Genomic DNA, 21,744 nt, shown 5'->3' on the forward strand with positions numbered 1-21,744 from the left:
ATAAATACTACTCAAATGAATATTTTGATTTTTACTAAATATAATTCAGGAGAAAGTGATCCATTATAATCAAAAAGGTCTTCACTTTTTAACGAGAAGAAACCACGCTGAGAAGTTCAGTTTGACAGACCTTTTTTAGCTTAACCTTGCTTTTGCCAGGATCCTTTTTCGTCCAGAATTTTTAAATAGCTGTTATATGGTTCCTTAACGTGATAAAGTTGATACAGTTGATCAGTTAGCGGAAGCGATAGCTATTCATAAATGACAACTTTGTAAGCATTGAGCTTGTTTTAGATGGCTACATTCTAATATTAGTAAAATTTAAATCTCTGTCCGGGTGACTACCAGTTTACGTTCGATCGTACCATAAACCATTAGATATTGCGCTATCATATAAGTAGCCATAATTAAAGCACCAGCCTGCGGAATGGGTTGAGCAAATTTATTTACAGCGAGCGCACTATCAGACAATAAGAAAAATAAAGCACCATACAGAATAAGTTTGAAGCTAAAAATATTTACTCTCCCATATCGGTTAACGGCCATAATAGCCATAATTGTGAGAATAATGGCATACATTAAAACGGGAAACTGCATTGCCCCTAGTTTTGGCTGCAGGTAGAAAAACAGGCCCGAGCAAAAAATGGCGAAACCACCAACTGCCCATAAAAAATATGGATTTTTATAATTTGGATTTGATTTATGATCGAGTGTAAAAGCGCGGATATAAAAGATGTGACAAAGGAGAAAAGCAATTAGTCCATAAATAAAAAAACTTGGCCGGTTAGTTTGTAACATCAGAAAAACATCTCCAGCCAATGCAAAAATCAATCCTGTAAAAACCCTTTTATGGAAACGGCCTTTTAAATTGGTACTGAGGTAAAGCCAGGCTAAAAGCACCACCACAATTAGTGGTTTAGAAAAATTACGCAATTGAATATTATTTGCATATTCTGCATACAGTTGAATTACAAATACAAGAAAAAATATAAGTGAAAATAGTTTAGTCTTCATCAGGATTAGGATTTGCTTTTTGTAAATTGAAGAACCAAATTACAGATATTAACTGCATAGCCACAAAAATTACTTGATATCCGATAGGGAACTTTAAAAACAAAACAATTAAAACGCCTAAAGTTAAACGGAAATATTCGAACCTTAACTGCCATTGTTTCTGTTCTAACAAGGCACCACAGGTGATTAAAGTAAGAATAGTGAATGTTGCACCCGATATTAGCAATATTACATCCATTTTAGTGTAGGAAAACAATATTGCAGAACCTGCCACCAATGCAATTAAAAACTGAACCAAAACATAAGCTGTTAATTTGGGCTGATATGCCGGATTATACTTTTTATAAGTTGCTGCATTTATTTCTGACGCAGATTGAAATCCACCCAGGTGTGATGGAAACCAACCTGGTGGTTTAAAAAAAACTTTAATTTTATCACTGAATTTAGGTGATTGCTTTGCCGTTTTAACCAGATCATCCCAGTAATGAAGGTTTGCCCAAACAGGGTTCCAGCTGGCTAAAGGTTTGGTGATACCATAATAAACCTCTTCTTCTTCTTGCTGAAAAGTTCCAAAAAAGCGGTCCCAGATAATCAATGTACCTGCGTGGTTTTTATCGATATATTTTGGATTAGAGCCATGGTGTACCCGATGATGTGAAGGTGTATTTAAAATATACTCTAAAAAGCCCATGCTTTTAATCGCCCTGGTATGAATCCAGAACTGATACAAAGTATTGAAAGAACTTAATGTTAAAAACATAATCGGATCAAAACCAACAAATGCCAATGGAAGATAAAATACCCAGCTAAACCAGCCCTGAAACCAGCTTTGGCGTAATGCTACTGTTAAATTATATTCTTCTGATTGATGATGTACAATATGTGCGGCCCATAAAGCATTTACTTCATGACTCATCCGATGAAACCAATAATAGAAAAAATCGACACCAATAAATAGCAGCATCCAAACCCATATTGTTTTAGGTAATTCAAATAAACGCCAGTGCTCAAAAATATACTTGTAACCAAAAAATAATGCGGTTTTCATAAATATCCCGGTGAGCTGCTGCCCTATACCCTGACTTAAATTGGCAATACTATCATTAAGCCGATAATAATTTAGTTTTTTATAAAAATTATAAGCCAATTCTATTCCGATCAGAATAAAAAATACAGGTACAGATAACGCAATGTAATCTACTTTCATATAAACACGAAGAAATATTTGGCCAGCAATATTTACTTTACAATTTAGAAAATTTTTAGCTCAACATAAAATCTAATTCATGTAATATTTGTGCTTGTTTGATCTTACTTATTGATTTTTATGAAATTCAGCTTACCTTTGAAAGGCTAAACTAATGCTTTTGGCGTTATTAACTTTTCATTTAAATCATCCCATCTATGAAAAAATTATCTCTCCTGTTGTTGCTAATTGCTTCGGCATTTTATACAAAGAGCCAAACGCTAGTATTAGCCAAAGATGCCGCTCAACATATCGGTAAAAATGTAACCATTTGCGATTCGGTGTATAGTGCAAAAGCTTTAGACAAATTAATTTTAATTAATTTAGGTGGTGCCTATCCAAGAGAGCTGATCACCGTAGTCATCAATAAAGAAGATGAGCGTAAATTCCCTTCAGAACCTTCGAGCATGTTTATGGGAAATAAAATCTGTGTTACTGGAATTATATCTGATTATAAGGGCAAAAAACAGATTTTAGTTACAGATCCGAAGCAGATTACTGTAAAATAAACAGTCTAATCATCAAACTGTGGTATTATTGCCGCTTTAGCCGCTTCGATATAAAGTAAAACCTGATTAACACAAGCTGTTAAACTTTCTTGTACTTCGTGTTCCCAAAACCGCATTACGGTATAACCCTGAGCATGCAGCTGTTGGTTAATATGTTTATCGCGTTGCATATTTCGTTCAATCTTCGGAATCCAAAAACCAGAATTTGTTTTTAAAGCTGATTTCTTTTCATCCCATTTGTAACCATGCCAAAAATCGCCATCTACAAATATGGCGAGCCTGTACTTATTGATAACCAGATCGGGTTTGCCAGGAAAATTTTTAGGATGGATTCTGAACCTAACATGTTTGCCCCAAAGCGCCTTGCGCAGTTTCAACTCAGCCAGGCTATTTTTCGCACTAATTTTAGACATGTTTTTACTCCGCTGTGCGGTGGTGTAAAAACCGGCATTTTCTTCAAAGCGGGGGACTTTAATATCCTCATCTTTATATGGCTTAGGCTCCATACCAAAGAAAACCATTAATAGGTATAAATTGTTTAAAAATGGCGACAGAAAGGAGCGACATTGATCAACCTAAGCACCTCCTGATTTAAAGGAGGGGGCTTCGGCTGGAGCGTTAATACAAAACGTATAATTTATGAGTAAATTGTCGAACGGTGTGCTCCTTCAGTCGGCAGGAAATTAATCCTGCCAACCTCGTAAGCATAGATATCCTTATTATCTGATTCGAAGATTGAAAATCATTTCAACATATCATAGCGGATTATACAGATAGGCATATTTCCTTGATGAATCGTTTTATTTCCTTGATGAATATTTTTGATCTTGTAGCTTTTCTTATACTTAAATTTAGAGTTTCACCGATTTCGATCCTCAAACCGTATCCATTTCTAAAAAGCTGAAAATTTTGCATCTATTGGTATAAAATCCATAGTTTTGATTTTTGATCAACCTATACCTATGCTTTTAAAACGAAATACGCTAATTTTTATACTCATTTTACTGATTGCTGCATTTACTTGTTTAAGTTTTTTCATTGCGCAGCATCCCATACTTGATTTTGACATTAAAACTTCGTTGTTTATTCAGCAATATCATGCAGATTAGTTAGATAAATTGATGTTGGCCATCAGTTTTTTCGGAGAACTCCCTTATTCATTACTTTCGGTAGTAGTGGTAGCAATCATATTTTACCAGCAAAAGTATAAACGCGAAAGCTTATTCGTTTCAACGGTACTCTTGTCTGGATTAATTATTCTGGGTATAAAAAATGTGATTAACCGCCCACGCCCTACCGCATTTTATGTACGACTGGTGGAAATAAACCGCTTTCAGAGCTATCCCAGTGGACATGTACTTTCATATACCCTCTTTTTTGGCTTCTTGATTATTCTGATGAATACTTTGAAAGATGTGCCAAAGTTAACTAGGAATATAGTGACTTATTTATCAGCATTTTTGATGATCACCATTGCCCCATCCAGAATTTACCTGGGTGCACATTGGTTTACCGATACAGTTGGTGGTTTTCTGTTAGGCTTAATCTGCCTTTTTCCGCTTTGCTATTTTTACTTCAAAAAGAAAGCAAATTAACCCTTTTCTTCTTTCTTTTCTTTCTTTCTGATCCTGCTTAAAGTTTCGATTCGCATCCCCAGGTAGCTGGCCAAAAATTTTAGAGGAACCCTAGACTTTATAGTAGGATACCCGATTTTAAACTGTTTGTACCTTATTTCTGCTGAGGGGATTCGCGATAAAATAGATCGCTCTTGCGACATATGATAATGTATGGCCAATAATTTTCTAGCCAAAATATTGGTTTCAGGAAACTGTGCGTATATGTCGTCAATTAAACGATATGGGAGTATAAGCAGTTCTGAATCTTCCAGTGCCTGATATTGTTCCTGATATGTTGGAATAAGCGTTCCCGGATTTCGAATACTACCAATAAAGTGATTTTCGTCTGTTAACCAGGCGGTAATATCTTTTCCTTCATCCATTACAAAAGCCCGCACTAATCCTTTAACAATAAAAAACAAACAATCGCCACTGATCTCACCAAGATTAGGCAAAACCTCATTCTTACGCACAAAGATTTTGAATGTTTCGGTTTTTATCCGCTCAATTATTTCTTTTCTTAATGGCTGCAGCTCATTTAAATATTTAATAAGAGAATCACTTTCATGATGGGCAGCAGTCATAATATTTCTTCGGGGTTTTAAAACGATGCAAGCTATTGCTTGAATACCGGATTTCCAAATATGGAAACGAGTTCAACAGCCAAAAAATTACAGTTGTGGAAAATTTATTTTTCAGGCTATCCGTTTTCAATACCACTTTTAGAAATAAATTATTTGTTAAATTTTCGCTTTGGTAACTATATTTTACTTAATCATAAAAAAATCTGATAATTTTGCCGCCATGACGAATAATAAACCAAAAGCTTTTCTTTTCGATCTTAATGGAACCATGATTAACGATATGGCTTTCCACAATCATGCCTGGCATAACATACTTACAAAAGATTTAGGCGCAAGTATTAGCTTCGATGCGGTTAAAAAACAGATGTATGGTAAAAACCAAGATCTGTTAGAACGTGTTTTTGGTATTGGTCATTTTTCTCAGGAACAGATTGATCAGATTTCAATCGAAAAAGAGCATAGATATCAAGCTGCTTATAAAAAACATTTAACGTTAATAGCAGGTTTAGGCGATTTTTTAGAAAAAGCAAAACAATCAGCCATTCAAATGGCGATTGGCTCTGCTGCTATTCCCTTCAATATTAATTTTGTACTCGATAATTTAAATATCCGTTCCTATTTCGAAGCCATAGTAAGTGCCGAAGATGTGGTGAATAGTAAACCTGATCCGGAAACTTTTACCAAAGGGGCAGAAATTTTAGGCGTTGCAGCCAGCCAATGCATAGTTTTTGAAGATGCACCAAAAGGTGTTGAAGCAGCACAGAATGCCGGGATGAGATGTGTTGTACTTACAACCATGCATACTAAAGAAGAATTTGCAGCTTACAACAACATTATAGCTTTTATAGAAGATTATACAGATCCAGTTTTACAAGAACTTTTCTAAATTAAAACGACCTGCATTCCTACAGGCCGTTTTAATTTTATCATTGTTGGAAAATCACCAAAACAATTATTTGGTAAATTTATATACCGAGCTTGTTTTATACACCTGCCCAGGCTTTAAAACCGTTGATGGAAAAGCGGGTTGATTTGGTGAATCTGGAAAATGCTGTGTTTCTAATGCAATTGCTGTTCTAAAATCATCTTTAGCACCAGTTTTAAAAGTATTTTTACTTTGCATAAAGTTGCCGCTATAAAATTGTAAGCCTGGCTCCTGCGTATAAATATCCATCACTATACCCGACTTATCTCCTTTAACCGTAGCCGCATGGAACATGCCCATAGCTTTTGTTTTATTTAGTACATAGTTATGATCATAACCCTTCCCAAAGGTTAACTGTTCGTTTTTATCGTTTATACGCGCACCAATGGTAGTTGCTTTGGTAAAATCGAACGGTGTTCCCTTAACCTTTTCAATCTTTCCTGTCGGGATCAGGCTAGAATCAACAGGCGTGTACTCATCTGCATAAATCTGTACCTCGTGGTTCAAAATCTCACCACTTCCATCACCATTTAAATTAAAAAATGCGTGGTTTGTTAAATTTACAATTGTAGTTTTATCGGTTTTAGCCTCGTAGTCCATTTTCAGTTCATTATCATCCGTTAAGGTATAAGTTACTTTAACATCTAAATTGCCTGGAAAATTTTCATCGCCATCTTTTGATAAGTAATGAAGCACTAAGGTATTGGCATTTGGCTGAGAAGCATCCCAAACAACATATTGGTAGCCTTTTTTTCCGCCATGAAGGGTATTCTGTCCATTATTGGTAAACAGCGAATAGGTTTTACCTTCAAGCGTAAATTTACCCTTTGCTATGCGGTTGCCATATCGGCCGATAGTTGCACCAAAATAGGGCTCGGTTGATTTTTCGTAATCATTAATACTTTTAAAACCCACTACCACATCAACTAACTTACCATCTTTATTTGGCACCAGTAAGCTAACCAGGCGACCACCGTAATTGGTAAAAATAGCCTCCGCATCATTCTTATTCTTTAGGGTGTATAACATTGTTTGTTTACCATCGATTTCCTTTTTAAAAGAATCGGCGACAAGTTTTACAACGGCTATTGAATCGTTTTTTAAACGATCAGCTGATGAAGATTTTTTGGTTCCGGACTGGCAAGATGCAAAGCCGATTACAGCTAGGATACCGAGGCTCGTTAATGATTGTAATTTCATAAAGTAGAATACTTGGTTTAGATTTTTAATTAAGTTTTTAAATATAAGTATATGACTTAACTTTACAAATAAAACGATTTAGAATAATCAAAAATGCATATATTAAATAATAATTGAATTAAACATCAGCAATGATACGATTTGTAGAAATGGTGATAACAAAATATTGAACGATTGAAAATTTTTGATTTATTTTTATCGTCTTCCTGATCCGATAACCATCAGATTTATTTCAGGTTTTTTTTTGAAAGATGAGCTAATCACAAGATTCAATGAATTCAGCATGACGATTATTATACAGTTAAATTGAACTTTTAGCGTTTTTACTGATTTGAAGATAATATTCACCTAATATCAATTAAAATCCAGTAAAACTGATTATTATTGCGGCAATCAAATCCCAAATATGAATCAAATCATTTCAACAGACCGTTACGACAAAATGCTATATCGCCGTTGTGGAAACAGTGGCATAAAACTGCCTGCAATATCGTTGGGTTTATGGCATAATTTCGGGCATGTAAACGTTTTTGAAAACAGCAAAAACCTAATCTACACTGCTTTTAACAATGGAATTACCCATTTCGATTTAGCAAATAATTATGGTCCGCCTCCAGGCTCCGCTGAAGAAGTTTTCGGAAAAATCCTTCATGAGGATTTTAGGGGCTATCGTGATGAAATGATTATTTCAAGCAAAGCCGGATATACCATGTGGGATGGTCCTTATGGCGACTGGGGTTCGAAAAAATACCTGGTTTCTAGTTTAGACCAGAGCTTAAAACGCATGAAACTGGATTATGTTGATATTTTTTACCATCACCGTCCAGATCCTGAAACTCCGCTTGAAGAAACCATGGGAGCCTTAAGTCTCTTGGTTCAACAGGGAAAAGCTTTGTATGTTGGTATTTCGAATTATAAGGCAGAAGAAGCCGCAAAAGCCATCAAAATTTTAAAAGACAACGGTACGCCATGTTTAATCCATCAGCCTAAATATTCGATGTTCGAACGTTGGGTAGAAGATGGCTTACTCGATGTTTTGGGACAAAATGGTGTGGGTTGTATTCCATTTTCGCCATTGGCACAAGGTTTACTTACCGATAAATATTTACACGGTATTCCTTCCGATTCGAGAGTAGCCACCAGTGGTATTTTCCTGAAAGAAAGCAATATTACGCCCGAGAAATTAGCCGTGATTGCCAAACTAAATGATGTTGCCAAATCGCGTGGACAAAAACTAGCACATATGGCTTTATCGTGGATACTGAAAGACGAGAGAATTACCACGGTATTAATAGGTGCCAGTAAACCAGAGCAGATTACGGATTCAATTAAAGCTTTAGATAATATAAAATTTAGTGATACTGAAGTAAAACTGATTGATGAAATTTTAAGTTAAAAAAAATCGATCGTCATTTCGACCGCAGTGTTCCAAAGAAACTCCTTCGGAGAAGAAATCTTTGAACAATCCAATAAAGATAATCCAAAGATTTCTCTCCCGAATTAACTTCTGGACTTTGCTCCAGTCGAAATGAAGACTTATTTTAACCTGTAATACAGCCTTTTACTTTTTCTTAACTAATCCGAAACTTTAACTTCGGTTTAGTCATGTAAGATTAGGGTTTTGATTTGAATTAGCGCTTTACAGGGAGCGAAAAGTGAAATGTAGAACCGGCGCCATAATTACTTTCTGCCCAAATTTTACCCTGATGTAAGTTTATAATCTCTGCACTTAGGTATAAACCAATCCCAAAACCTGAAATGGTTTTAGTTTGCTGGTTTTCTACGCGATAAAACCGATCAAAAAGTTTCTCCAGATCATGAGCCTCGATACCAATGCCGTTATCTGTTACAGAAACATGTACTTCATTTGCCAGGGCTTCGGATTGAACATAAACAGTACTGCCCTGATCTGAATATTTTACAGCGTTGCTAATCAAATTTGAAATTACAGAGCCAATTTTATCTTTGTCTGCGTATATTAATTTAGGTTCCCCCTCTGCAAAATTAATCTGATTAGTGGGATGGATTAACCTTAGATCTTCTACAAGATCACAAATCAGTTTATCAAGATCAAAATGAGATAGGCTCAAGTGAATTTCTCCTGATTCTAAACGTGATACATTTAAAAAAGAAGTGATCATAGAGCTCATTTTCCGGATCTGTTTTTGAACTTTATCTAAAGTATTTACGACAAAAAGATCTGTTGAACTTCTACTCTGCATCAATTGAACATAAGCACTAATAGAGGTTAAAGGTGTTTTTAGCTCATGGCTTACCATACTGATGAAATCATTCTTTTGCCGCTCTTCCTTTATACTGATTAGAATCTGTTCCTGATCTAGTGCTTCACGCTGCAGTTCAGTCTCTTTAATGGCTTTTTTCGCATTAACCATATCAGTCACATCGCTTGCGGTATGAAGAATACAATAAGGCATCCCAGCTTCATCCTTAATGGCGCGGTATTCGTAAGCATAATAAGCTGTTTGTAACCTGCCATCCCTTAGGGTTTCGGCCGGAATAGCATCTCCTTTATCTGTAATGCCTGTTAGCAATACATTTTTCAGCATATTGATAAAAGGCTGGCCCTTTAACTCTGGCACAGCATCTTCTAAAGGTTTACCAATAATAGAGCGGTCTTTTCCCCAAAAAGCAATCATGGCATCATTGGCCATTTCGATTACTATATGCTCGGATGTGTATATGGCTGTTGCATCTTTTGATAAGGAAAGAACCTCTAAAAGTTGATTATTATTTAAAACCCTTGAATAATTTTCCATTTATAATTAAAAATTAAAACCCGACGATGCTGATATGTATGGTAAAATCAAATCATACTAAGTATGATACAAGTTGGCCTTTATAAATGTTTGGTTATTATTAACCTTTTATCATCTGGCATTTAATTTATCGCTTATTTTTTGTTTAAGTATTCCCGCGGCCTGAGTATATCCCCCATCTGCTCCATCAACAAAATGAATGTGATCATCCTCCAGATCCCTAACATAACAAGACATGATCGATTCGTCGCTAACATAGAGGCCGTATAAAATTTCATTATTTTTTTCGAGCTGATCAAGCGCTTTCTCCAATATTAATCGCTGCTGTGCAGTTCCGGTAATTACCGTATTTATTCTACCATCTATCACCAGCGTATCCGACATTTCTACAAGCTGTTTCAGGTATTTTCTACCACGCTCCGTTCGGAAATAGATATAGCCATAAATATTGATGAGCCATGATTTGATCAGTTCAAAAAGTTTAATTTTTCCAATTCGGTGTTTCATTTCTTTCCCCAGACTGTTGAAGCTTGTTTTGAAAATCAACTTAGAAACTGAAATCGGCTGACGCTTTTCGGGTGTTCCGTAAATTTGATCAAGATGATGGATCACTTTGCTAAATACGGCTGCCTGCTGCGTTATTTCTGGAGCTATAACGATTAATGTAACCACCTCATCATTACTTTCGGGTGGTTCTATCTTATCCCAGCGGCATTGCATACCACTTAAATCGATTTCATTACTAGCAGTATCATGGCCCGTTAACAGGTAATTCTCTCCCTTGATAATTTGTTCGGCATAAGCCAGACCATCGCCCAAAACAATGGGGATAGAAAATGTTTCAGCACTGCTAAATCTGCAAATGTTAAGCGTATGGCCTTGTTTGTAAATTTCTTCAACAGGCACAATCCCAGTCCTTAAATCGAGGTTAAAATTCCGTAAGGTGTTATCTTTGTATTTCAACAGCGATTTCATCACGTCATCTACAATGCTGGGCGGAACAATAAAAGAAGCCCCATCGCCACCGAAGAAAAATGGAACCGAAATGTTTGCTTTAAATGCAATATTGAGTACGGCAACAATACTTCCGGTAGCAATAAGGTTAACATTTTCATGCAGGCCCGAATTTACAGCAGCGGTTGAACGCTTAATATCAGTGATGATTACACACCAGCTAGCAACCACTTTTTCAAATAATTGATTTTGAATCAACAATTGATATAATGGTATTTTATGAATGGGCAAATTGGAATAGAAATGGTCTTCGCTATTTTGCATGATTGGATTTAGTATATCCTAATATACGCATTCAAAAAAGCTATGTATTTCAAAAAACAAACCAAAAACTAATCTTATTTAGAACAAATAAAAATAATTTTGTAATTCCGCTTCAAAAATGCTTCCTTTGCGCCAACTAAGAATTAATCTAAATAAAGATGAATAAAAAATTTACTTTTCTTTTAAATTTTATAGCTTTTTTTCTGTTTTTGGCAGGTAATACCATAGCACAAAGCAAAAACGGATCTGTTTCGGGTTCGATTAAAACGAGCGATGGCAATCCTGCCAGTTATGTAAGTGTTGGTTTAAAAAATACTGGTAAAACTACACAAACTGATGAGAAAGGTAATTTCACGATTAAAAATGTAACACCCGGCATCTATACGATCAAAACATCAGCTATTGGTGTTTCTGCTCAGGAAAAATCAATTACTGTAGCGGCTGGTCAAACTGTAAATGCTGATTTCACCATTGCAGAATCTTCATCTCAATTGGATGAAGTAGCCATTAACGGTTACAAAACGCCAAACAGAAAGTCAGCTAACTTAGGTAAAATTGCTATTGCCCCTATGGATCTTCCACAGGCTGTGCAGGTTATTGGAAGACAAATAATCGCTGACCAACAGGTAAATAGCTTGGGTGATGTAATGAAAAACATTAATGGTGTAGCCTTAGGTGCTAATCGTGGCGCTGTTGGTGAAAATTTCTTTGCAAGGGGTTATAGCCTGGGCAGTAATAACATTTTCAAAAATGGCGCAAGAACAACTATTGGTGGCAGTCCTGAGGCGAGTACATTAGAATCGGTAGAGGTTTTAAAAGGAAGTGCTGCTTTACTTTATGGTGGTGTAACCGGAGGAGCTGTTGTGAATATGGTTACGAAAAAACCTAAATTTGAAAATGGTGGTGAGGTAAGCATGAGAACTGGTAGTTATGATCAATACAAACCAATGGTTGATCTTTATGGTCCCATTTCAAAAAAACTTGCATTTAGAGCAATTAGTACTTACGAAAATGCCGGAAGTTTTAGAGATTATGTAAAATCAAAACGTTTTTACATTAACCCATCATTATTATATAAAATAAGTCAACAAACTGAGGTTTTGGTTCAAGGAGATTATTTGAAAAGTGATTTCACTCCAGATTTTGGTGTAGGATCGGTGAATAATCAAATTGTAGATTTTGGTCGCGATAAATTCATCAATACACCTTGGGCTTACAATAAAACGAATACCACTACCGCTCAAGCCAATTTAACGCATAAATTTAACGAGAACTGGAAATTAAATGCAATAGGATCTTTCCAGGCTTATAATCGTAACTATTATGGATCAGACCGTATCCAAGCTAATACATCAGGTATTGCTGCAAGAAATCTTTCGAGAGCACTAAGTAAAGAATATACTTACAACCAACAAATAAACATCAACGGAAGTTTTAGTACAGGAAGCATTAAACATACCGTTTTGTTTGGGGTAGATGCAGATCAATCTAGGGTAACCAGCAATGCATTCGCTTATGGAAAGGATGCTAAGGGCTACATTACTACTTTAAATTACGGAAATGTTAACGTTTTCGATGAATCTACTTATTACGGTTCTGGATTAATGCCTGAAGCATTTGCGATAACAAGAACACTTGCCCCAATTTATAGGTATGGTGCTTTCGTTCAGGATTTAATCGAAGTAACTGGCCAATTTAAAGTATTGGCTGGCTTACGTTATACAGATCAGAAAAACGCCAGTTCAAGAGCCTTAACCATAGAAAGTGGCATAACAGCGCCGGGTGCAACAAAGTTTGATGATGCTTTTTCTCCTAAATTGGGCTTAATATATCAACCCCTTAAAACCATGTCTATGTATGTAAGTTATGCAAATAACTTTATTCCTAATACTGGTGTCGATATTAACAGTAATGCGCTTCGGCCATCAACCGTAAACCAATATGAAGCGGGGGTTAAAAACGATTTCTTCAGAGGTAAGTTATCAGCGAATTTAACTTATTATAAAATCATCAACGACAATATTTCGCAGGCAGCTATACTTCCAGACGGAACCACTAGCACTGTGTTTAAACAATTAAACGGTCAAACCACTAGTGATGGGTTAGAACTTGATATTAATGGAAATCTTGCTAAAGGGCTTAACTTTTTAATGGGATATAGCTATAATTTTATGCGCTATACCAATACAGCTGATGTTACTGGAATGATTGAGGATGTTCGTTTAGTAGGTACTACCAAAAATACGGCGAACGCCACTTTATTTTACACTTTCCAGGATGGAGCCGTAAAAGGTTTAAAATTGGGCGCCTCTGCATTTTATACAGGCAAACGTAATGGAGGCTGGAACGATGCTAAAAATGCACCAGCTTTGAGGCTGATTCCGCTAAGCGCATTCACTACCGTAGATTTTTCTGCAGGATACAACTGGAAAAAATTCTCGCTTCTTGCTAAAGTTTCTAACCTTACCAATGAGCTTAATTATTTCGTTCATGAAAACTATAGTGTAAACCCTATTGCTCCACGCCAATTTGTAACTACTTTGTCTTACAAATTCTAATCACATGAATAGGTTAACCAAAAAACTCCTGGTCTACCGACCTGGAGTTTTTTGGTTTATAAAGTCGGCGATCCGTATATCACCAACGCTGGTGTTCGTCTTAATTGTCTTTCTGAAATTTATGACGAAGTATACGCTAAAACCGCTTAACCCGGAGCAAAATAAAGCTCGAGGTTTCAAGGCATCTCCTTACACCAATAATATTACCTACCGGTTTATTTAACCATGAAAGGAATTAAAGAATAATTAGGATGGTACCCGATTTAAATAATTTAAAGTAATAATGAAATTCACCATGGCGGTTTACTTTTTCGATTTCATACACTTTACCCGATTTACCATATTCATCAGATAATAAATCACCAATTTTAATGCTATCTAACTGATTTACGTTGAGGGATGCTCTTTTAATTAATGTAGCTGTTTTTTCCATAAGATTGCAGTTTGAAGTATTTACGTAACCAAAAACGCTTTGGTTTTGTAGTATCGCGAATTACTTATAAACAAGAAACAAACATACAAAATTGTAGTGTTAATTAGTAATACACAATCTCATAAACCCGTTTCATGTACAACGCTTCATCTATTTTAGTGAAAAATTCGTACCATTCTTCTCTTGTAAAAACTAAACTGATATCAGGAAATGGGGTTGATAAAATAACAACCTGCCTCCCATCGGGTCTATTCTCTAAATAATCGTCGAAATCTAGTTTTTTGGTAGCCGCATAAAAAGTATCAAACTGATCAAAAGAAAAGTTCATTAAAACCCCCGAGCGCCATATATTTAAAACTTTGCAATTATTGCATTGGGCGATGGTGATGTTTTCGTTTTGAGCAAGAATAGTTGTTTTACACATGGGCTTACATTTAAAATTGGTTGATAGATTTAACAAATATCATATTATTTAGAATAATTCCAAATAACAAAGCCGATTTATTAAAAAAAAGCCCTAAAAAAATACCCCCGATTTTTGTCGGAGGTATTGCTTTTATTCTGCGTCGTAGATTACAACCTTTTCGAAGTAAACCCTGAATTCATCCAGAAAAGCTTTATGCATTGGGTGAACCTGATAAACATCATGCGCAGCTAAATCTTCAAATAACAGCAGGAGGCTAAATGTATAAGTGGTATCTACCACAGCACGCTCAATTGGTGCTGGTAAACCAATGTGAAAAGTTTTAACAACTTCAATATTTTCTAATGTTTGTAAGCCATTGCGGAAAGCAACTTTCTGCTCATCGGTGGTATCGGCTTTTAGCCAGAATAAAACGTGGTGTGCGATCATTTTTTAATTTTTTCCAAATATAATGAAAGCAGGAAAAGATCGTGAGCTTTATCCAAAAACACTTTTAGCTTTCTCAATAGCCTTAACTAAATCGATTCCTTTTCCCAATACCCCTTTAAACAGATCTCCTTCAACTTTCAAACGATCGATGGTATTAAAAATATTAAAATCTTTCATTTTTAAACCCGGTTTAACTTCATCCCAATGCAATGGCATTGATACCGTGGCTCCAATTTTTGGTCGTAAAGAATAAGGCCCGGCTATGGTTGCCCCTGGTCTATTCTGTAAAAAATCGAGGTACATTTTTCCCTTTCGGGCTGCTACCATACGCTCAAGCGAAGTATATTCTGGTATTTGATTATGCACCAGGTTAACCACTATTTTGGCAAACATCTGGCTTTGCTCATAACTATATTTGGCATTTAAAGGAATGTAAATATGCATGCCGGTTGAACCTGATGTTTTACAATAACTGGGTACATTTATGGCATCCAATACTTTTTTTGTTTCCAGTGCAGCCTCAACCACCTGATCAAAAGTATGTTTATCGGGATCTAAATCAATTACACAGTAATCAGGATTATCGGGACTTTGTACCCGGCTAAACCACGGATTCATTTCTATACAGCCTAAACTCGCCATCCAGAGTAATGAAGCTTCATCTGTTCCAACAAGGTATTCTTTTTTTTCGCCTTCACCATTTTCATAGGGAAAAGTTTCAGCCCAATCTGGAGCTTTCCCTTTAACATCTTTCTGGTAAAAACTACTGCCATGAATTCCGCCCGGAAAGCGGTTGAGCGACTGTGGGCGGTCTTTCAGGTAAGGCAAAATGTAATCAGCAACCTGATAATAGTAGTTAAACATATCTCTTTTGGTTACTTTATATTCGGGCCAATAAATTTTACTCAGATTGGTAAATTTAAGCTCGTGGCCTTTAATTTTCCTTACCTGTGTTTCATCTTTCGGGTTCAACAAAGTTTTAGGCATTTTACCTTTTGGCGCCTTTATTGCCTGTGCATGTGGGTTTTCTTCATTGGTGTCGTCAACAATTTTCTCTGTTGGCACTTCTATTTCTCTTACCACCTCTTTAGCTTTTTTATCATCACGCATGCCCTGAAAAGACGGGTGACGAAAAACACCATCATCAGTTACTTCTGTAAAAGCGACCTCACATACCAGCTCTGGCTTTAACCAGGTTGCTTTTGCTTTTGGCGGGTTTGGCCTGAAGCGTGAGGGCTTATTTACATCAGGTATACTTTCGAAAGGGCTTTTATCGACAATAATTGGCTTAAACTGCTCCATCATTGTTCTCTGCAATTTATCCGAAAACCCTGTTCCAACCTTACCTACATATTGCAATTTTCCTTTTTCATAAACGCCCAACAGTAAAGAACTAAAAGATTTAGAAGTATCGGCATTTTTGGTAAAACCCGCAATAACGACTTCTTGCCGTTTCTGCACCTTAATCTTCAGCCACTCTTTTGATCTTCGCTCTGTTGCATAAGTGCTATCTGTTTTTTTTGCAATAATGCCTTCTAAGCCCATTCTCCTTGCTGCATCGAAAAAATCGACACCACTGGCTTTAAAAACCTTACCAAGGCGCACGCGGTCGTCATCTGTTGGTAGTATATCGTTCAATATGGCTTGTCGCTGGTAAAGCGGCAGTTCCATCAGGTTCTTACCCTCATACCAGAGGATATCGAACACATAAAAAACAAGTTCTCCATCTGCTTCACTTCTCCAATTCTGCAGGGAGCCGAAATCGGATACACCTTTATTATTTAGCACCAAAATCTCACCATCAAATACCGCATTCAATTTCCAGGTTAAAAGCAGATCGTAAATGGGGTAAAATTTTTCGTTAAAGGATTTATTATTTCGGGAAAACAAATCAACCTTTCCTTTATTAATAAAAGCCAGGGCACGGTAACCATCCCATTTCACCTCATATTGCCAGTTAGGATCGTCGAAAGGTTCGTCAACCAGGGTAGCCAACATAGGTTTCACCCCTTTTGGGATAGCTGTTTTGGGTACTTTCTTTAATATGCTTTTTACATCTGCCGCCAGGTCATTACCCACTGGTGCGGTTTCTTTCTTTGCTTTTTGCTTTGAGCTTTTTTTTTCAGTGGTTAAATCCTGCTCCTTTCCTTCTTTCCAGACCTTATCGGATGTTTTTTCCATCTTTTCGATTGTTTTTCCGGAAAGTACAGATTTATCTTCCTTGGTAATGTCTTTTGTAGAAGCATAATCGTCTTTGTGTTTGATTAACAGCCAACCGTTTTCGCCCATGCCATGCGTTTTAACAAGTGCAAACTCTCCATGAAGCTTTTCTCCGTTTAGTTTAATTTTTAAAGAACCATCTTTTAACTGGCCTAACAGATGTTTTTCCTGCGCTTTTTTGCCTTTAATCGTTTCTATCGGCTCATAAGTTCCTTCATCCCATACAATAACGGTTCCGCCACCATATTCGCCCTGTGGAATAATGCCTTCAAAATCTTTGTAATCGTATGGATGATCTTCTACCATCATGGCCAAGCGTTTGGTTTTAGGATCGGTTGAAGGCCCTTTCGGTACCGCCCAGCTTTTTAGAACGCCTTCCATTTCGAGCCTGAAATCGTAGTGCAAACGCGAAGCATCATGTTTTTGGATTACAAAATGTAATTTGTTCCGATCGCTGCTTTTACCCGACTTTGGTTCGGTGGTTTTTGAGAAATCGCGCTTGGCAACATACTTTTTCAGACTCATAATAAATATTTTACTTTTTTAAATAATCTTCAACTGCGCGGGCAGAGGTACCAACTGTTTGTACTACGGCTTTCAGCTTATCTTTGCTTACTCCGAATTTGTTAGACCAATAATCTAGTTCATAACCTTCGTTAATGTTGATCCTAGCCCGATCAGCACTACCGTTTTTTTGTTTATCATCCATAACTATTTTTTGATTAGACAGTTATAAAACAGCCGAATAATAAAAAAGGTTTTAATAGCCATTTTTACAAACGGACATTAAAACCTTAAAAAAAATAAAATTTAAAAGTTAATCTACTAGTACTGTAACCATCTCTGGTTCTGTTTCTTCTTCATAGACAGGTTTATCGTTTATAGCGATATTGATAACCCTCAACCATACCAAAAAATAAGGAAAACTAATGATGGATAATGATAAATGATGCGCTTTTGCAAAAGTTGGGAAAAGCAGCAAAGGAAAATTGCAGGTGATGAAAAGTAAAATTGGCAACAATACATTTTTTAGCACTTTATTATTTTCGTTTACATACCAAATGCCAACACCAGTTATCGAAATGATAAACGTACAATCTTCTGCTCCAGTACTAAACAGCACAGGAAACAACAATACGGAAGATAGGATCATGAGCTGGAATTTACTTTTCGAAAAATAAGTAATGTACAGAAAAGGCAACATAAACAATAGGGTGCCAAGTGTAAGAAAAAAAAGATTTGATACTTTAGGAATATCAAATAGTCGCCTAAAGAAACCCATAATCGAAATATCTCCTCCACCTGAAACATTAATCATATTTTTCCCGATCAGTGAGTTTTTCCAATCGATATAACTATGCACAACAAAATCAGGAGAGGCGAACAGCATTGGCAATAAGAATACCACGATAGACCACATGATTAACCACAACACAAAAACTGGTTTTTTCTTAGCAAAAAAGAAAAATACCAATCCCACAATACCATAAAGCTTAATAAATGTACCCAGCACAATACACAGCGCAGACCATATCCCTCTACCTTTATTTATTTGCGTATAACTCAATATCATTAAGGCGCCGGCACCGGCATTAAACTGCTGGTTAAGCATCGACTCGATTAAACAGGGAATGGCAATATAACCGATAATCACCTTTTTATCCTCACTTAAAGGTAAAGTTTGAATAGCTTTAAAAAGCAGGAAACAGTTAAACAGATTCCAAAACAATAAGCCAATCCAATTATGCATTAAGGCAAACGGAGCAATTAAAACACTAAAAATAGGACCATAATGATTGGCATCTTCGTGATAAGCCGGATACCACGCATAAAGAGATTTTTGTTGAAGAAGATTCCTGAAAGTATTCTCAAAAATGAGGTAGTTATTATACCTGTGTGTTGCCCAAGAATCGATTACAAAAATGAGTGTAATCAATACCCAAAGAAATAATACAAAACGATTGTTCTGATAATATTTTGGGCAATGGGAGAAACCTGTAGCGTTGGTTAGAAAATGATTTGGCATTGTAAAAATTACATTACAATACAATAATAAAAATACTAACTGAGAATTCCTAATGTTTTGTAATGAAAATGTTACTCTTTTTTGAGCTAAGATAACATTCATAAAAGAATAGACCTAAATCGATTTTTAAGACCAGTTTTGTAATCGGTTTAAGGCAATTAAAGGCTTTCACCTCGTGATCATTAACGAAAAAGGCTTTGCGCAGCTATATTTGATTATCTATTGGGAAAACTCCAAAACCAAATCAGAATTATCGGTGTTTATATCACATATTAACTAACCAAAAACCAGTAAAAAGATGGAATATCAAATTAATTCGATGAATGCCCGGAAAGAGTTTATTGAGATTGCAGATGAGCAAGATCGCAATTATTGGGCAGCCAGATTAGGTGTTACAGGTGAAAAACTAAAATCGGTGGTTAAAACCATCCAGAGCATGGAATTTTCTATTGTGAAAGAATATTTGACCATGGAAAAAATTAAATCAGGTAATGCTTATAAACGCTTTCTTAATCCTTCATAGGTTTAAAGATTAATTTAGGTTTGGTTTAATAAATGCCTGGTACAAGCTGTTGATAGCTGCCCTACTGAAATCAGGGAAGCCATCGGTATGGGTAGCGTTTATACCATTCGTAATGATAACGAAGCCAAATTTGTCTTTCGGATTAAAAAACATGGTACTGAATAAACCATAAGCTGAACCAGTATGTCCTTTCAGTTTTACACCCGGGATAAGCTGATCTGCAGTCCTGATGGCCAAGCCATACCCTTCATCATCGGTCAAGGCAGTCTGCATCCTTTTCGCACTCTTTTTAGTGATTATCTTAACACCGTTTGATGTGCCATAATTCATGTGCATAATCATATATTTAGCTAAATCACTAGCCGAAATTTTCATCCCACCTGTTGGCGAAAAAACAGGCGTATTATAACCCATTATGTAATTTGCAATTTCTGTTCTTCGTGGCGCGTATGCTGTTGGCGACGGTGTATAGGTTTTAGTATCGGCATGATATTCGTATAAATTAACAAAACGCGTGCTATCTAAAGAGTCGACGCAATAACCTGCATAAAGCCCTAAGGGTTTCAGCACATGATTTTTTACATAATTATCGAAACGCTCACCCGATTTTTTCTCGATGATGGTACCGATCAGATTAAAATTAAGATTGCAATAATCGAATTTGCTTCCTGGGGCGTATTCATTATAACATTTGGCCCAGTTTGGATTTTTATCCGGATTGATTACATCCAGATTAAGATATCCCTGAGAATCGTTTAAACTTGAAGTATGTGATAAAGCCATTTTTAAGGTAATTCTCTGATCAGGAAATTTCGGATTCCTGATTTTAAAACCCACTAGATCGCCAAAATCATCATCTAAGGAAATTTTACCGGCCTCTACCAGTTGCATAATGGACGTTGCCGAAAAAGACTTCGAAATAGATGCAATTCTGAAAATATCCTGATCAGTTAAAGGCTTTTTATTTTCTAAATCTTTTAGTCCAAAAGAGTGGGTATAAATAATCTTACCTTCTTTTACCACGGCCACAGCAGCACCAACCGCATTATATTTATCCATTACAGTTTTAAATTCTGCTTCAGCGTTAGCATTTTGAGCTTTTAATCGCTCAATTACACCGATTATTAAAAAGGTAATACAAAGATATTTCAGGAATTTTAGTTTCATAAGCTTAGCGGATAAAACCTAAATATAAGGGATGGTGCAAAACAAAATCTACGCGTAGTGAAAAATTTACTTAGCATCGTTTACCTCTAACCAATGCCCGTCGGGATCTTTGAAATAAATTTGTTTTACACCATCTACACGCACGGTAATTCCGCCTTTCTTTCCTGGCCAATCCTCGAAACTGATATTTTTAGCATTCAGCTTCTTTACAAATTCATCAACTGACGGAACACTGAAACACAAATGCCCGTTTTTATCAAAAACCTCATTTCCTTTTGCCCCCTGGATTAAATGCAACTGTCCGGCTGGCCCTAACGTAAACCAGGTATGGCGGTTATCTTTAAAAGGTTCGGGAATGATTTTAAGGTTAAACACACTTTCGTAAAAAGTTGTTGCTATGCTTAGATCAGCTACATAAACAGCGATATGATTTAAAACAGCAGGTACATTTTCGGGTTTATTTTGCGCCATGGCTTTTTGAAAAATGATAGAAAATAAAATAGTGGTAAACAGGAAGATTTTTTTCATGTTTAAATATCAAACTTATAAAGGAATAATTTTAATAAAAATTAAACATTCTTTAGCATTGGGAACCACAGATAAAAAGGATTTTTACGGATGTATGTGTTTCTGTATTAAACCGAAGTTAGAAAGATCCTGAAACAAGTTCAGGAAGACGATGCGAGAAGAAAAGCCCAAAGCGTTCTAGTTTACACTCCTTTCCAAATGAGGGTTAGCAGGCAAAAATTTTCCGTGTTTCTGTGCTTCCGTGGCTGAAAGACTGGGCAAGCGCGGTAAAAACATGCAATGCATTT

21 protein-coding genes are annotated in these 21,744 nt (G+C 36.2%); 6 read left to right on the top strand and 15 right to left on the bottom strand.

What is annotated here, in order from left to right:
- Positions 1–321 precede the first annotated feature (321 nt).
- Both J7E57_RS10405 and J7E57_RS10410 read right to left on the bottom strand, forming a co-directional pair.
- Entirely contained in the window at positions 322–1,014 is a 693-nt protein-coding gene (locus J7E57_RS10405) for a lysoplasmalogenase (RefSeq protein ID WP_215127724.1), read from the bottom strand.
- Entirely contained in the window at positions 1,004–2,221 is a 1,218-nt protein-coding gene (locus tag J7E57_RS10410; protein ID WP_215127726.1) for a sterol desaturase family protein, read from the bottom strand. The genes J7E57_RS10405 and J7E57_RS10410 overlap by 11 nt, the downstream gene beginning before the upstream one ends.
- Before the next feature lie 197 nt (positions 2,222–2,418).
- Here J7E57_RS10410 and J7E57_RS10415 point away from each other — a divergent pair, with 197 nt between their 5' ends.
- Positions 2,419–2,769: a hypothetical protein gene (locus J7E57_RS10415; RefSeq protein ID WP_215127728.1), complete on the top strand. Its 351-nt coding sequence runs from the start codon at positions 2,419–2,421 to the stop codon at positions 2,767–2,769.
- 5 nt (positions 2,770–2,774) lie between these two features.
- On the opposite strand, the gene J7E57_RS10420 is transcribed toward J7E57_RS10415, so the two are convergent.
- The gene (locus J7E57_RS10420) at positions 2,775–3,290 is read right to left on the bottom strand and encodes a very short patch repair endonuclease (RefSeq protein WP_251029875.1); all 516 of its coding nucleotides are present in this window, start codon (positions 3,288–3,290) and stop codon (positions 2,775–2,777) included.
- A 600-nt stretch (positions 3,291–3,890) separates the two neighbouring features.
- On the opposite strand from J7E57_RS10420, the gene J7E57_RS10425 reads away from it, so the two are divergent.
- Positions 3,891–4,364, top strand: a complete 474-nt coding sequence (locus J7E57_RS10425) for a phosphatase PAP2 family protein (protein ID WP_215127732.1) — start codon at positions 3,891–3,893, stop codon at positions 4,362–4,364.
- On the opposite strand, the gene J7E57_RS10430 is transcribed toward J7E57_RS10425, so the two are convergent.
- Positions 4,361–4,969 carry a Crp/Fnr family transcriptional regulator gene (locus J7E57_RS10430; RefSeq protein ID WP_215127734.1) on the bottom strand — a complete coding sequence of 203 codons (609 nt, stop codon included), beginning with the start codon at positions 4,967–4,969 and terminating at the stop codon, positions 4,361–4,363. The two genes, J7E57_RS10425 and J7E57_RS10430, sit on opposite strands and share 4 nt — an antisense overlap.
- 220 nt (positions 4,970–5,189) lie before the next feature.
- Here J7E57_RS10430 and J7E57_RS10435 point away from each other — a divergent pair, with 220 nt between their 5' ends.
- On the top strand, positions 5,190–5,855 hold the full coding sequence (locus tag J7E57_RS10435) for an HAD family hydrolase (protein WP_215127736.1): 666 nt from the start codon (positions 5,190–5,192) through the stop codon (positions 5,853–5,855).
- Between the two features lie 66 nt (positions 5,856–5,921).
- Here the strand turns inward: J7E57_RS10435 and J7E57_RS10440 are convergent, their stop codons facing one another.
- Positions 5,922–7,094 (bottom strand): aldose epimerase family protein, encoded by a 1,173-nt coding sequence (locus tag J7E57_RS10440; RefSeq protein WP_215127738.1) that lies wholly within the window; start codon positions 7,092–7,094, stop codon positions 5,922–5,924.
- Between the two features lie 406 nt (positions 7,095–7,500).
- Here J7E57_RS10440 and mgrA point away from each other — a divergent pair, with 406 nt between their 5' ends.
- Positions 7,501–8,490, top strand: a complete 990-nt coding sequence (mgrA, locus tag J7E57_RS10445; RefSeq protein WP_215127740.1) for an L-glyceraldehyde 3-phosphate reductase — start codon at positions 7,501–7,503, stop codon at positions 8,488–8,490.
- A gap of 235 nt (positions 8,491–8,725) precedes the next feature.
- Here the strand turns inward: mgrA and J7E57_RS10450 are convergent, their stop codons facing one another.
- Together J7E57_RS10450 and J7E57_RS10455 are read right to left on the bottom strand one after the other, a co-directional pair.
- Positions 8,726–9,871, bottom strand: a complete 1,146-nt coding sequence (locus J7E57_RS10450; RefSeq protein WP_215127742.1) for a PAS domain-containing sensor histidine kinase — start codon at positions 9,869–9,871, stop codon at positions 8,726–8,728.
- 111 nt (positions 9,872–9,982) lie between these two features.
- The gene (locus J7E57_RS10455) at positions 9,983–11,149 is read right to left on the bottom strand and encodes a DUF3095 domain-containing protein (protein ID WP_215127744.1); all 1,167 of its coding nucleotides are present in this window, start codon (positions 11,147–11,149) and stop codon (positions 9,983–9,985) included.
- A 158-nt stretch (positions 11,150–11,307) separates the two neighbouring features.
- Between J7E57_RS10455 and J7E57_RS10460 the strand changes: the two genes are divergently transcribed.
- A complete protein-coding gene (locus tag J7E57_RS10460; protein WP_215127746.1) occupies positions 11,308–13,707 on the top strand; it encodes a TonB-dependent receptor in 2,400 nt (799 codons plus the stop codon).
- Positions 13,708–13,942: 235 nt separating this feature from the next.
- On the opposite strand, the gene J7E57_RS10465 is transcribed toward J7E57_RS10460, so the two are convergent.
- The 6 genes from J7E57_RS10465 to J7E57_RS10490 all read right to left on the bottom strand — a co-directional run bounded on the left by J7E57_RS10465 (position 13,943) and on the right by J7E57_RS10490 (position 19,239).
- Positions 13,943–14,140 (bottom strand): hypothetical protein, encoded by a 198-nt coding sequence (locus J7E57_RS10465; protein ID WP_215127748.1) that lies wholly within the window; start codon positions 14,138–14,140, stop codon positions 13,943–13,945.
- Between the two features lie 103 nt (positions 14,141–14,243).
- A complete protein-coding gene (locus tag J7E57_RS10470; RefSeq protein WP_215127750.1) occupies positions 14,244–14,564 on the bottom strand; it encodes a DUF6686 family protein in 321 nt (106 codons plus the stop codon).
- A 132-nt stretch (positions 14,565–14,696) separates the two neighbouring features.
- Positions 14,697–14,993, bottom strand: coding sequence for a Dabb family protein (locus tag J7E57_RS10475; RefSeq protein WP_215127752.1), 297 nt, complete (start codon positions 14,991–14,993; stop codon positions 14,697–14,699).
- Between the two features lie 48 nt (positions 14,994–15,041).
- Positions 15,042–17,738 (bottom strand): DNA ligase D, encoded by a 2,697-nt coding sequence (ligD, locus tag J7E57_RS10480; RefSeq protein WP_215127753.1) that lies wholly within the window; start codon positions 17,736–17,738, stop codon positions 15,042–15,044.
- 10 nt (positions 17,739–17,748) lie between these two features.
- Positions 17,749–17,922 (bottom strand): DUF3606 domain-containing protein, encoded by a 174-nt coding sequence (locus tag J7E57_RS10485; RefSeq protein ID WP_215127755.1) that lies wholly within the window; start codon positions 17,920–17,922, stop codon positions 17,749–17,751.
- Positions 17,923–18,030: 108 nt separating this feature from the next.
- Positions 18,031–19,239, bottom strand: a complete 1,209-nt coding sequence (locus J7E57_RS10490) for a glycosyltransferase family 87 protein (RefSeq protein WP_215127757.1) — start codon at positions 19,237–19,239, stop codon at positions 18,031–18,033.
- A gap of 298 nt (positions 19,240–19,537) precedes the next feature.
- Here J7E57_RS10490 and J7E57_RS10495 point away from each other — a divergent pair, with 298 nt between their 5' ends.
- Positions 19,538–19,762, top strand: a complete 225-nt coding sequence (locus tag J7E57_RS10495) for a DUF3606 domain-containing protein (RefSeq protein WP_215127759.1) — start codon at positions 19,538–19,540, stop codon at positions 19,760–19,762.
- 9 nt (positions 19,763–19,771) lie between these two features.
- On the opposite strand, the gene J7E57_RS10500 is transcribed toward J7E57_RS10495, so the two are convergent.
- Together J7E57_RS10500 and J7E57_RS10505 are read right to left on the bottom strand one after the other, a co-directional pair.
- On the bottom strand, positions 19,772–20,929 hold the full coding sequence (locus J7E57_RS10500) for a serine hydrolase domain-containing protein (protein ID WP_215127761.1): 1,158 nt from the start codon (positions 20,927–20,929) through the stop codon (positions 19,772–19,774).
- A 66-nt stretch (positions 20,930–20,995) separates the two neighbouring features.
- Positions 20,996–21,457, bottom strand: coding sequence for a VOC family protein (locus J7E57_RS10505; RefSeq protein WP_251029876.1), 462 nt, complete (start codon positions 21,455–21,457; stop codon positions 20,996–20,998).
- Between the last annotated feature and the right edge of the window lie 287 nt (positions 21,458–21,744).

The sequence above is a fragment of the Pedobacter sp. ISL-64 genome (genome assembly GCF_018613605.1).
GTDB lineage: Bacteria > Bacteroidota > Bacteroidia > Sphingobacteriales > Sphingobacteriaceae > Pedobacter.